Origin of the sequence: Curtobacterium sp. MCPF17_050 (genome assembly GCF_003224435.2) — a bacterium.
Taxonomy (GTDB): Bacteria; Actinomycetota; Actinomycetes; order Actinomycetales; family Microbacteriaceae; genus Curtobacterium.
Genome location: NZ_CP126250.1, coordinates 2,010,759 through 2,022,288 on the forward strand (window position 1 = coordinate 2,010,759; position 11,530 = coordinate 2,022,288).

At 71.6% G+C, this 11,530-nt stretch carries 14 protein-coding genes; 1 reads left to right on the forward strand and 13 read right to left on the reverse strand.

What is annotated here, in order from left to right:
- Positions 1-42 precede the first annotated feature (42 nt).
- The 8 genes from dprA to rplS form a co-directional block, all read right to left on the reverse strand.
- Positions 43-1,323: a DNA-processing protein DprA gene (gene dprA / locus DEJ34_RS09495; RefSeq protein ID WP_110901487.1), complete on the reverse strand. Its 1,281-nt coding sequence runs from the start codon at positions 1,321-1,323 to the stop codon at positions 43-45.
- Entirely contained in the window at positions 1,320-2,843 is a 1,524-nt protein-coding gene (locus DEJ34_RS09500; RefSeq protein WP_110901488.1) for a YifB family Mg chelatase-like AAA ATPase, read from the reverse strand. Before DEJ34_RS09500 ends, dprA begins: the two co-directional genes overlap by 4 nt.
- Positions 2,840-3,172 (reverse strand): YraN family protein, encoded by a 333-nt coding sequence (locus tag DEJ34_RS09505; RefSeq protein ID WP_284180680.1) that lies wholly within the window; start codon positions 3,170-3,172, stop codon positions 2,840-2,842. The genes DEJ34_RS09500 and DEJ34_RS09505 overlap by 4 nt, the downstream gene beginning before the upstream one ends.
- 241 nt (positions 3,173-3,413) lie before the next feature.
- Positions 3,414-3,764 carry a histone-like nucleoid-structuring protein Lsr2 gene (locus DEJ34_RS09510; RefSeq protein WP_110826151.1) on the reverse strand — a complete coding sequence of 117 codons (351 nt, stop codon included), beginning with the start codon at positions 3,762-3,764 and terminating at the stop codon, positions 3,414-3,416.
- A gap of 79 nt (positions 3,765-3,843) precedes the next feature.
- Positions 3,844-4,167, reverse strand: a complete 324-nt coding sequence (locus tag DEJ34_RS09515) for a DUF2469 family protein (RefSeq protein WP_110826150.1) — start codon at positions 4,165-4,167, stop codon at positions 3,844-3,846.
- 7 nt (positions 4,168-4,174) lie between these two features.
- Positions 4,175-4,873 (reverse strand): ribonuclease HII, encoded by a 699-nt coding sequence (rnhB, locus tag DEJ34_RS09520; protein WP_110901489.1) that lies wholly within the window; start codon positions 4,871-4,873, stop codon positions 4,175-4,177.
- Positions 4,870-5,619: a signal peptidase I gene (gene lepB, locus DEJ34_RS09525; RefSeq protein WP_110890930.1), complete on the reverse strand. Its 750-nt coding sequence runs from the start codon at positions 5,617-5,619 to the stop codon at positions 4,870-4,872. Before lepB ends, rnhB begins: the two co-directional genes overlap by 4 nt.
- Positions 5,620-5,775: 156 nt before the next feature.
- Positions 5,776-6,129 carry a 50S ribosomal protein L19 gene (gene rplS / locus DEJ34_RS09530; RefSeq protein WP_110826147.1) on the reverse strand — a complete coding sequence of 118 codons (354 nt, stop codon included), beginning with the start codon at positions 6,127-6,129 and terminating at the stop codon, positions 5,776-5,778.
- Positions 6,130-6,295: 166 nt separating this feature from the next.
- On the opposite strand from rplS, the gene map reads away from it, so the two are divergent.
- The gene (map, locus tag DEJ34_RS09535; RefSeq protein ID WP_110826146.1) at positions 6,296-7,078 is read left to right on the forward strand and encodes a type I methionyl aminopeptidase; all 783 of its coding nucleotides are present in this window, start codon (positions 6,296-6,298) and stop codon (positions 7,076-7,078) included.
- Between the two features lie 84 nt (positions 7,079-7,162).
- Here map and trmD read toward each other — a convergent pair whose 3' ends face one another.
- The 5 genes from trmD to DEJ34_RS09560 all read right to left on the reverse strand — a co-directional run bounded on the left by trmD (position 7,163) and on the right by DEJ34_RS09560 (position 11,472).
- Positions 7,163-7,849 (reverse strand): tRNA (guanosine(37)-N1)-methyltransferase TrmD, encoded by a 687-nt coding sequence (trmD, locus tag DEJ34_RS09540; RefSeq protein ID WP_110826145.1) that lies wholly within the window; start codon positions 7,847-7,849, stop codon positions 7,163-7,165.
- 2 nt (positions 7,850-7,851) lie between these two features.
- Positions 7,852-8,430: a ribosome maturation factor RimM gene (gene rimM, locus DEJ34_RS09545; RefSeq protein WP_181420434.1), complete on the reverse strand. Its 579-nt coding sequence runs from the start codon at positions 8,428-8,430 to the stop codon at positions 7,852-7,854.
- Positions 8,431-8,449: 19 nt separating this feature from the next.
- On the reverse strand, positions 8,450-8,686 hold the full coding sequence (locus DEJ34_RS09550; RefSeq protein WP_110826143.1) for an RNA-binding protein: 237 nt from the start codon (positions 8,684-8,686) through the stop codon (positions 8,450-8,452).
- Between the two features lie 3 nt (positions 8,687-8,689).
- Positions 8,690-9,100, reverse strand: coding sequence for a 30S ribosomal protein S16 (rpsP, locus tag DEJ34_RS09555; RefSeq protein WP_110826142.1), 411 nt, complete (start codon positions 9,098-9,100; stop codon positions 8,690-8,692).
- Positions 9,101-9,297: 197 nt separating this feature from the next.
- Positions 9,298-11,472, reverse strand: coding sequence for an oxidoreductase (locus DEJ34_RS09560; protein ID WP_258368391.1), 2,175 nt, complete (start codon positions 11,470-11,472; stop codon positions 9,298-9,300).
- Between the last annotated feature and the right edge of the window lie 58 nt (positions 11,473-11,530).

Genomic DNA, 11,530 nt, shown 5'->3' on the forward strand with positions numbered 1-11,530 from the left:
TCGTCCTCCTGCTCCGCCGCCGGCTCCCCCCGTCGTCTGGTGTCATGCGGCCGTCCACCCGCCCGGTCCCCGCGTCACCAGCCCTTGCAGCTCGGCGAGCGCGAGGGCGTCCGTCGCGTCCGCTGGCGACAGCCCGGACCGGACGGCGACCTCGTCGAGCGAGATCGCTCTCCGGCGGCTCAGGGCATCGACGGCACGGAGCACCTCGGGGTCGACCCGTGCGGCGGCGATCGGCACCGCAGGGTCCGTCGTCGGGTCCCCGGACCGGGTGCGGAGGGCCGCGTCGACGGGTTCCGCCGGGTGCACGACGATCTCGGCACGGCGATCGGCGATCAGCCGGTGGCAGCCGGCCGACGCCGAGGACGAGTACGGCCCCGGCACGGCGAACACCGGTCGCCCGAGCTGCCCGGCATGGTGGGCCGTGTTGAGTGCGCCCGACCGCGCACCCGCCTCCACGATGACCGACACCGACCCCAGGGCAGCGATGAGCCGGTTGCGGGCGAGGAACCGCCACCGGGACGGTCTGGTGCCGGGCGGGCACTCCGCGAGCAGGGCTCCGTGGTCGGCGACGCTCCGGAGCATGGTGCTGTTCCCCGCCGGGTAGAGCTGGTCGACACCGCCGGCGAGCACCGCGACCGTGGGTGTACCTGCTGCGAGGGCCACCCGGTGCGCGACCGCGTCGATGCCGTACGCGCCCCCGGAGACGACGAGGCATCCGGCGTCCGCCGCGGCCGAGGTGATCTCCGCCGCGGCCTCCGCTCCGAGGACCGTGTTCGCCCGGGCCCCCACGACCGAGATGCCCGGGAGGCCACCGACCGGACGCGTTCCTCGACGCCACAGCACGAGGGGAGCATGGACACCGAGGTCGTCGATCCCGGCCGGCCAGTCCTCGTCACCCGGGACGAGGAGCGTGCACCCCACGGCGGAGGCTGCCCCCAGGACGGCGTCGACGTCGAGGCGGAGCAGCCGTGGGCGCCACCGTTCGAGTGCCGGCACGAGCGCATCCGAGGCCGCCCGGGCGAGCTCGTCGCGCACGTCGTCCTCCGCCGAGTCGCGTCCGGCCTCGACGAGCATCTCCCCGAGTGCCACCGGCCCGTCGTCGAGCGCCTGCAGGACGGCACGGATCGAGCGGCCCGCGCCCAGCCGTCCCACCAGCTCACCGGCCGTGCCGTCCCCCGGCTCGACGACCGTCGACCAGGCGACCCGGGCGAGGAGTTCGTCGGTGCCCAGCTCGCCGGGTCGTACGACGGCGGCACGGAGTCGTGACAGCGCGGCGGCACGGTCGACGCTCCTGCGCCGGGCAGTCCTGCCCCCGGTGCTCACAGCGCCGTCCGCAGCGCGAGCGCGCGCTCGACGTGTCGTCGGTCGGGTCGGTCGTCGCCGTCGAGGTCCGCGATCGTCCACGCCAGTCGCATCACCCGGTCCCAGCCGCGCATCGTCAGGGTGCCGAGGTCGAGTGCTCGGTCGAGGACGTCGGAGGCACCCGGTGCGGCGCGGCCGTCACCGCGCAGCCACGTCCCGGTGACGTCGGCGTTCGTGGTCCATCCGGTCCCCCGGAGCCGAGTCCGCATGCGCTCCCGGGCTTGGCCGATCATCCGCCTCGCCGCATCGGTGGTCGGGGCCGTCCCGTCACTCGCGCGGAGCGTCCCGGTCGTCACCCGGGCGACCGCGACCCGGATGTCGATGCGGTCGAGCAGCGGCCCGGACAGGCGACCGAGGTACCGCCGGACCGCGCTCGGCGGACACGTGCAGGCCGGGCCACCGACACCCCCGGCGTTCCCGCACGGACAGGGGTTGGCGGCGAGCACGAGCTGACACCGGGCGGGGAACTCGGCTGATCCCCCGGCGCGGTGCACCGTGATGCGCCCTGCTTCGAGGGGTTGCCGGAGCGCGTCCAGGACCGCTCGGGGGAACTCGGTGGCTTCGTCGAGGAACAGCACACCGCGTGTCGCCCGTGACACCGCTCCCGGCCGGAGCTGCCCCGTCCCGCCGCCGATCAGGGCGGCCGCCGACGCCGAGTGGTGCGGCGCTTCCCACGGCGGTCGCCGTGTCCAGGAGCGCACGCCGTGCCCTGCGACCGACCGGACCGCGGCGACCTCGAGTGCCGCGTCGCCATCGAGGTCCGGCAGCAGCGCGGGCAGGCGTTCGGCGAGCATGGTCTTGCCCGAACCCGGCGGCCCGAGCAGGAGGACGTGGTGGCCGCCCGCGGCGGCGGTGACGACCGCGCGGACACCGATGGCGTTGCCGACCACGTCGGCGAGCTCGAGCGGCGGTGGTGTGTCGTCGACCGGCACCGGGAGGAGCACCGGGTCGACGAACCCGGCCGGGAGATCGGCACCGGCGTCGATCGCGGCGGACCGGAGCGAGTCCACCCCGGTGAGCGTCACCCCGGGGACGGCCTGCGCCTCTGCGAGGTTGCCGATCGGCAGGACGACGCGGTCCATCCCGGCCTCGCGGGCTGCCAGCACGACCGGGATGATGCCCAACACGGGGCGGACGCGTCCGTCGAGACCGAGCTCTCCGACGTAGACGATCCGTCGGTCGGCCCCGGGAGCCGTCCCCGCGGCGGCGAGGACCGCCATCGCGATGGCCAGGTCGAACCCGGAGCCGCGCTTGGGGACGCTGGCCGGTGTGAGGTTGACCGTGATGCGACGTGACGGCAGCGGGCAGTCGGCGACGGTCGCTGCCGAGCGGACGCGTTCCCGGGCTTCCCCGAGCGACGTGTCCGGCAACCCGATGATGCTGAAGGTCGGCAGCTGACTGGTGAGGTGCGCTTCGACCTCGACGAGGGTCCCCCGCACCCCCACTAGCGCCACGGCCGACGTCCGTCCGATGTCACTCATCCGATCGCCTCGACGTGCTCGATCGCCACGTGGTCCGCCACGATCGTGACGGCGATGCAGTCGAGCCGGATCGCGCGCGCCGTCTCCTCGCGGTTCGCGTGGAACCAGGCCGGGACGAGTCGACGCATGCGGGCGAGCTTCTGCGGCGTCACGGCTTCGAGCGGATGACCGGCGGCCTGGCCGGTCCGGGTCTTCACCTCGACGAAGACGATGGTCTCGCCGGTCCGCGCGACGATGTCGATCTCGCCGCGTGCGCATCGCCAGTTCCGGTCGATGATCCGGAACCCGTGCCGCTCGAGCCATTCCACGGCGTGGCGTTCTCCGGTCATCCCCGTTGCTCTCCGCGAGTCGGTCGGAACTCGTGGCGCTGCTCGATTCGTCATGGAGTCAGGATGATGAACGCCGGGACCGAATGGAGAAGGCTCGTGGTGTCCTGTGGATGGACGCGCGGAAAGACCGTCCTGTGAAGGAACGGTTGGCCCGATGTCCCGCACAACGACAAAGGCCGGACTATTCCTCACGGAATGTCCGGCCCTTGCTGTGATCGGCGACGGACGCCGATCGGGATGATCAGTGTGCGGCTGCGTACGCTTCCTGCACCTGCGTCGAGATACGACCACGAGAAGAGACCTCGTAGCCGTTCTCCTTCGCCCATTCGCGGATCTTGCCGAGTTCCTCGGAGTTGCCGCGCTTCGGCGCCGACGAGGGCTTGCCCGTCGACCCGGTGCGACGACCGGCGGTCTTGCGCGCTGCTGCGATGTAGTCCGAGATCGCATCCCGGAACTTGTCGACGTTGTCGTTGGACAGGTCGATCTCGTAGGACGAACCGTCGAACGCGAACTCGACCGTGCGGCCATCGCCAGCGGCGATCGGCGAATCGTCGAGATCGTCGACGAGCTGGACAGTGACCTTCTGCGCCATTTCTCACTCCTTCAGGATCGTGAATACGACCCAGCGTATCGCAGGAGTTTCCGGAATGACCGAATGCGTCGGCGATCCCCTACTCGTCGAGAGCGAGTTCCTTGGGGAGTTCGAGTTCCCGCGCGGTGAGTTCTTCGACGTTCACGTCCTTGAACGTGAGAACACGAACGGACTTCACGAATCGGTCGGACCGGTAGACGTCCCAGACCCACACGTCGTTCATCGTCAATTCGAAGTAGAAGTCGTGCTCGGTGTCCCGACGGACCAGCTCGACCTCGTTCGCCAGGTAGAAGCGGCGCTCGGTCTCGACCACGTACCGGAACTGCCCGACGACGTCGCGGTACTCGCGGTACAGGGCAAGTTCGACCTCGCGGTCGTAGTCGTCGAATTCTTCGTCATCCATCGCGCGCTCAGTCTACGGCGACGCGGTCGAGTTCCTCGAACCCGTCGAGCGCGACCGCGGAGGCGGCGTGCAACCAGGTCTTCCGGTGCAGCGCATGCGGCCCGACCGCTCGGATGGCGTCGTAGTGCGCGGTCGAGCCGTACCCCTTGTTGGACGCCCACGCGTAGTGCGGCGCATCGTCGTGCGCAGCGATCATCAGCTCGTCACGAGCGACCTTGGCGACGACGGACGCCGCGGCGACGGAGGCGCAGTCACGGTCCGCCTTCACCCGCACCTGGACGTCGAGTGGCCGGTGCTCGGAAGGCAGGGCCCGCGAGAGCCAGTCGAACGACCCGTCGAGCACCACCACCGCACCCTCGAGCGAGACCCCGTCGTCGACGAGGGTCGTGATCGCCCGCGCCCCGGCCAGCCCCAGTGCGGCGACGATGCCCTGCTCGTCGACGATCTCGGCGGACGCCATCCCGACGGCGGTGCGCGCCCACCGGGTGACCGTCGGCACGAGCTCGGTCCGCCGCGCCTGGGACAGGAGCTTCGAGTCGGCCAGCCCCTGCGGCACGCGACGGACGTCGACCGTCACCGCCGCGACACCGACGCCGACCGGCCCGGCGATGGCACCACGGCCGACCTCGTCGACACCGATCACGGTGACCCGGCCGGCGGCGAAGAGCGACTTCTCCAGCCGCAGGGACGGACGGACCGGGGTCACTCGTCCCGCTCCTCCACGCCGGCGAAGACCTCGGGGTGGTCGTCGAGCCAGGTCCACCGGCTCATCGGCCAGGAGATGACGAACGCCCGGCCCGTGACGTCGGAGAGGGGGACGAACCCCTTCGACGGGGTGTCCCCGTTGTACCGGGAGTCCTTCGAGTCGTTCCGGTTGTCGCCCATCACCCAGATGGTGCCCTTCGGCACGGTGACGGAGAAGTCGGTCGACGAGGCACGGGTGTCGCCGGCCGGGAGCTTGAGGTACGGCTCCGTGATCGGGACGCCGTTGACCGTCATCTGACCGAGGTCGTTGCAGCACGCCACGGTGTCGCCCGGCAGCCCGATGACCCGCTTGATGAGGTGGTCGTCGCTGTCCCCGGTCCCGAGCCCGACCTGCGTGAGCAGCCAGTCGGCCGCCTGACCGACGGGCGACGTCGGGGTCACGTTCGGCAGCTGCTCGCCGTCGAGCCACCCGCCCGGGTCCTTGAAGACGACGACGTCCCCGCGCTTGAGGGCGACGGTGTCCGGCACGAGTTCGTTGACGATCACGCGGTCGTTGATCTGCAGGGTGTTCTGCATCGAGGCCGAGGGGATGTAGAAGGAGCGGATCAGGAAGGTCTTCACCAGGAAGGACACCAGGAGTGCCGCGATGAAGATGATGACGAGGTCCCGCAGGAAGGTCAGCACCCCGTTCCGCGGCTTCTTCGTGTTCCGCGGCCGACGGGCCTCGCCCTCAGTCGTGTCCGTCATTTCCACTCTCGTCGACCTGTTCCCCGGGGGCCCGGGACGCATGCCCCCGGAGCGCGAGCGGCTCCGGGAACGGGCGAGCCCCCCGCCGGTGCACAACCGTACATGGACGAGGGGCTCGCAGCGGGCCCGGCGTTCCGGGCGTCGCTGTGAAGGCGATCAGTTGTCGCGCTTCTCCTTGATCTTGCGGCGGGCCGCCTTGCCGCGGAGTTCGCGGAGGTAGTAGAGCTTCGCGCGACGGACGTCACCGCGGGTGACGATCTCGACGTGGTCGATGATCGGGGAGTGCACCGGGAACATGCGCTCGACGCCGACCTGGAAGCTCACCTTGCGGACCGTGAAGGTCTCGCCGATGCCGTGGCCCTGGCGGCCGATGACGACGCCCTGGAAGACCTGGATACGCGAACGCGTGCCTTCGACGATGTTGACGTGGACCTTGACGGTGTCGCCGGGGCGGAAGTCCGGGTGGTCGGTGCGCAGGGCACCGGCGGTCACGTGGTCGAGCAGCTGCATGATGGTGTCACTTCCTGCGGACGCACACGGGTCGCCGCGGATCGAATTCGGAAAGTACGAGATGCGTGCCCGGTGTCGGCGACTCCCCCGTGGCAGAGTCCAGCCAGGGCACGATCGATCATCATGCCACAACAACCCCACCGCAGCCAACCGGCAGGATGGTCCCATGATCGAACTCCGCACCCCCGCCGAACTCGACGGACTGCGTGTCGCCGGCCGCTTCGTCGCCGACGTCCTCGACACCCTGCTGGAGACGGTCGACGTCGGGGTGAACCTGCTCGACCTCGACCGCGTGGCCGCGCGGATGATCGCGGACCGTGGCGCCGAGAGCTGCTACGTGGACTACCACCCGTCCTTCGGGAAGTCGCCGTTCGGCAAGAACCTCTGCACGTCGGTGAACGACGCGGCCCTGCACGGGCTGCCGTACGACCGTGTGCTGCAGGACGGCGACCTGGTCAGTCTCGACTTCGCCGCGAGCGTCGGCGGGTGGGTCGCGGACTCCGCCGTCACCGTGCAGGTGGGCACGCCCCGGGACGAGGACCAGCGTCTCATCACCACGGTCGAACGGTGCCTCGCCGCCGGCATCGCGCAGGCGACCCCGGGCAACAAGCTCGGCGACGTCTCCGCCGCGATCGGCTCGGTCGCCAGGGGCGCCGGGTACGACGTGAACCTGCAGTTCGGCGGGCACGGCGTCGGCCGCACCATGCACGGCGACCCGCACGTCCCGAACGACGGCCGCCCGGGACGCGGACTGAAGCTGCGACCGGGCCTCGTCGTCGCGATCGAGCCCTGGCTCATGCAGGGCACGGACGAGCTCGTCCAGGACGAGGACGGCTGGACGCTCCGCAGTGTCGACGGGTCACGGGCCGCGCACGTCGAGCACACGGTCGCCGTCACGGAACAGGGCCCGGAGGTCCTCACCCTCCGGCGCGCGCAGCGCGGCGCCTGAGGCGGCAGCACAGACGAGCGGACGGGAGGCCCGACACCAGCTGGTGTCGGGCCTCCCGTCCGTCGAGGGGTCGCGTCGACCCGCTCAGTCCGGCAGCAGGTCCGGACGGACGCGCCGCGTCCGCTCCACCTGCTGCTCGTGGCGCCAGGAGGCGACGCGCGCGTGGTGCCCGCTGAGCAGCACGTCCGGCACGTCGAGGCCGCGCCACGACGCCGGCTTCGTGTAGGAGGGGTACTCGAGCAGGCCGTCCTCGTGGGACTCCTCGACGAGTGACTCGGGGTTGCCGACGACACCCGGGACCAGCCGTCCGACGGCCTCGATCACGGCCATCGCCGCGACCTCGCCGCCGTTCAACACGTAGTCACCGAGGGAGAGCTCGACGACCGTGCTGCGCGCCGCGGCCCACTCGAACACGCGGGCGTCGATCCCCTCGTACCGACCGCAGGCGAACACGAGGTGCTCGTGCTCGGCGAGGGACCGGGCGATGGTCTGCCGGAAGGGCGTCCCCGCGGGCGTCGGCACGACGAGCGTCGACGAGCCGTCAGGGCGGAGCAGGGCGTCGAGGGCCTGGGCCCACGGTTCCGGCTTCATCACCATGCCGGCGCCGCCGCCGTACGGGGTGTCGTCGACCGTGCGGTGCCGGTCGGTCGTCCACGAGCGGAGGTCGTGCACGTGCAGGTCGAGCAGGCCGCCCTGCCGGGCCTTGCCGAGCAGGGAGACGTCGAGCACCCCGAAGAACTCCGGGAAGATCGTGACGATGTCGATCCGCACGGTCAGTCCTCGGTGTCGGCGGCCCGGGAGGTCGCCGGTGGGGTCACCGTCTCGGGACGGCTGGTGTCCTCCGGGTCCTCGAACAGACCGGTCGGCGGGGTGACCGTGACGGTGCCGGCGTCGAGGTCGACCGCGGGCACGATGGCGGCGACGAACGGCACGAGGACCTCGCCGCGATCGGGCGTGTCGACCGCGAGCAGGTCCTGTGCCGGCAGGTGGTCGACCCGTGCGACGGTGCCGACCTCGACGCCGTCGCGGAGGACCTTCAGGCCGACCAGCTGGTGGTCGTACCAGGCGTCGTCCTCACCGGTGTCCTCGTCGGTGTCCTGCTCGACCCAGAGGATCGCCCGCGCGAGGGTCTCGGCGGCGCTCCGGTCGGCGACGCCCGCGAAGAACGCGACGGGGTGGCCGTTGTACCAGCGGAGTTCGTCGAGCGCGATGGTCTTGCCCGACCACGGGGAGTCGTCGGGGACCTGGAGCGTGAAGACCGCTCCCGGCGTGAACCGACGATCCGGGTCGTCGGTGTAGAGCTCGAGCTTGATGCCGCCCTTGAGCCCGTGCGCCTTCGTGATGCGACCCACCCGGAGCTGGGTCGTCTCCCTAGGAATCGCTGTCCACCACGTCGACCCGCACGCGCTTGCCGTCGGCCAGGGCCGTGACGAGCGTGCGGAGCGCCTTCGCGGTGCGTCCGGCGCGACCGATCACGCGGCCGAGGTCCTCGGGGTGCACACGCACCTCGAGGACCTCGCCCCGCGCGGAGGTGGAGCTGGCGACGCGCACGTCGTCAGGGTGATCGACGATCCCCTTGACGAGGTGCGTCAGCGCGGATTCGAGCAAGGACTACGCCTCGGTCGTCTCGTCGGAGGACTCGTCCGCTGCCGGAGCGGCCGGAGCCGTCTTCTCCGACTTGGGCTTGAGGACGGCCTTCTTCGAGCTGTCGACCGTGAAGGCCGGCTTCGGCTCGCGGACCTTGACCTTGGACTCGGTGTCCTTCTCGCCCTTGAACTTGGCCCAGTCACCGGTCAGCTTGAGGAGCGCGGCGACCTGCTCGGTCGGCTGCGCGCCGACGCCGAGCCAGTACTGCGCACGCTCGGACTGGACCTCGATGAACGAGGGCTCCTCGGTGGGGTGGTACTTGCCGATCTCCTCGATCACACGACCGTCGCGCTTGGTGCGCGAGTCGGCGACGACGATGCGGTAGTACGGCGCTCGGATCTTGCCGAGGCGCTTGAGACGGATCTTGACAGCCACAATGACTCCTGTTGCGTACGTGTTGTGGTTGAACCGGAACCGCGGGCGTGGGGGCACACACGGTGGAAGCTCTGAGAGACTCGCGATCCGCTGGATAGAGGGTCGAGCGGACACGATTCGACCGTTCATTCTTACAGATTCCCGAGCGGGAAGCGAGCCACGACGCGCGGCGCGCCCCGGGCACCCGATCCGGGCGATCACGGCGCCAACGCGCGGACCGCCTCCAGGGCCTCACTCGTGGCGCGCACGGCGTCGACCGCGCGGGCGTCCCGGGCGCCGCCCACCACCGCGAACGGCACGTCGGCGGACCGGAGGCCCGCGACCAGGTCGTCCCGCGCCTCCTGGCCGGCACAGAGCACGACGACGTCCGCCGGGACGGCGACCTCCGTGCCGGACCCGTCGCGGATCCAGAGCGCGCCCGGTTCGATGCGGAGGTACTCCTGCACGTCACCGACCATCCGGACGCCGGCGTCGCGGAGCCGACCGAGCGCCACCCACCGCGAGGTGAGCCCCACGCCCTGGCCGAACTTCCCGTTCCGCCGGAGCACCGTGACCATGTGGCCCGGGCGGACCGTCCGGTGCACGGTCGGCTGGCGCTGTGGCAGGTCACCGACCAGTTCCGTCGAGACCGGGACGTCCCAGCGGGCGGCGAACTCGACGGCGCGGACCGCCTCGTCGGATGACTCGGTGAGGAAGGCGGCGGTGTCGACGCCGATCCCGCCGCCGCCGATGACCGCGACGCTGCCCTCGGGCACGCCCTCGCGGAGCGCCTGCTCGTAGGTGAGCACGTGCGACAGGTCGGCGCCGGGCAGGGCAACCTCCCGGGGCACGACACCGGAGGCGAGCACCACCGCGTCGCTGCCCGTCAGGTCGTCGACGGTCGCTGCCCGCCCGAGGTGCACGGTGGCGCCGCGCTCCGCGAGTTCCGCGCGTGCGGCCTGCACCGGCCCGGCGTAGTCCTCCTTGCCGGGGATCACCGCGGCGAGTCCGAACTGTCCGCCCAGGACGTCCGACGCCTCCCACAGCCGGACGTCGTGACCACGGCGGGCGGCGTCGACCGCTGCGGCGAGTCCCGCCGGTCCCCCGCCCACGACGTCCACGCGCTTCGGCTCCGAGCTGGGTCGGAGGGGGAACTGCAGCTCCCGGGCTGCGCGTGGGTTGACGAGGCACGACACCGGTGCGCCGACCACGGACCGGTCGAGGCACGCCTGGTTGCAGCCGATGCAGGTGTTCACGAGGTCGGGGCGGCCGGCCAGGGACCGTTCCACGAGCTGCGCATCGGCCAGGAACGGCCGGGCGAGCGCCACTGCGTCGATCCGTCGGTCGGCCAGCACGGCCTCGGCGTCACGCAGGTCCGTCATCCGGTTCGAGGCGATGACCCGGACGTGCGGGTGGTCGGAGGCGCGGACGACGTCGGCGATCCGGGCGGCCTGCTCGATCCACGCGCCGTGCGGCACCGCGGCCTGGATCGTCGGCGTCCGGGACTCGTGCCACCCGATGCCGACCGAGATCGCGTCGAGCCCGAGCGGCAGCAGTTCGAGCACGAGCGCGTCGACGTCGGCATCGGACGACGAGCCGGGCATGAGGTCTGCTCCGGACAGGCGGATCGTGACGGCCAGGTCCGGGACCGCGGTGCGGACCGCACGCACGACCTCCACCGCGAACCGACGGCGCTTCTCGGGGGTCCCACCCCACTCGTCGTCGCGCAGGTTCGTCAGCGGCGACTGGAACTGGTTGACCAGGTACCCCTCGGACGCCATGATCTCGACGCCGTCGAAGCCGATCGCAGCGGCGGTCCGCGCCGCGGCGGCGAAGTCCTCGACCGTGCGCCGGACCTCGTCCGCGGTCAGTTCCTCAGGCACCACCCCGCGCGCGGCAGCCCACGGCAGCGCGGACGGAGCGACCGCGCGCTGGGGTCGGCCGTGTCGGTCCTGCAGCCCGCCGACCAGGGCGTACCGACCGGCGTGGAAGAGCTGCGCGAGGACCGTCCCGCCCGCGTCGTGCACCGCGTCGACCGCCGTGCGGAAGCGCTCGTCGGCCCCGCCGACGCCGAAGACCGCGAAGTCCGGACCGCCCCGAGCCTCGTCGCTCACGGCGATCCCGCCGGTGATGATGCAGGCCGCTCCCCCGGCCGCTCGTTCCCGGTAGAACGCCGCCATCGCGACCCCACCGTCGTCGAGCACCTCGAGCCCGGTGTGCATCGACCCCATCACCACCCGGTTCGGCAGGTGCAGTGGGCCCAGTGTCCAGGGCGAGCCGACCGTGCGGAGGTCGGCGGGCACGGTGGCGGCGGGCACGGTGGTGACGGGCACGGTGGCGGCGGGCACGGTGGTGACGGGCACGGTGGCGGCGGGCGGAACGACAGCGGTCACGCAAGGAAGACTAGGCGACCCGTGCGGGTGCTCGTCAGGGCGGACACGCCGCGCTCCC

Excerpts from the sequence above, each read along its gene's own strand:
- DEJ34_RS09500 (WP_110901488.1), bottom strand. The coding sequence starts at position 2,843 with ATGAGTGACATCGGACGGACGTCGGCCGTGGCGCTAGTGGGGGTGCGG.
- DEJ34_RS09505 (WP_284180680.1), bottom strand. The coding sequence starts at position 3,172 with ATGACCGGAGAACGCCACGCCGTGGAATGGCTCGAGCGGCACGGGTTC.
- DEJ34_RS09510 (WP_110826151.1), bottom strand. The coding sequence starts at position 3,764 with ATGGCGCAGAAGGTCACTGTCCAGCTCGTCGACGATCTCGACGATTCG.
- DEJ34_RS09515 (WP_110826150.1), bottom strand. The coding sequence starts at position 4,167 with ATGGATGACGAAGAATTCGACGACTACGACCGCGAGGTCGAACTTGCC.
- lepB (WP_110890930.1), bottom strand. The coding sequence starts at position 5,619 with ATGACGGACACGACTGAGGGCGAGGCCCGTCGGCCGCGGAACACGAAG.
- rplS (WP_110826147.1), bottom strand. The coding sequence starts at position 6,129 with ATGCAGCTGCTCGACCACGTGACCGCCGGTGCCCTGCGCACCGACCAC.
- map (WP_110826146.1), top strand. The coding sequence starts at position 6,296 with ATGATCGAACTCCGCACCCCCGCCGAACTCGACGGACTGCGTGTCGCC.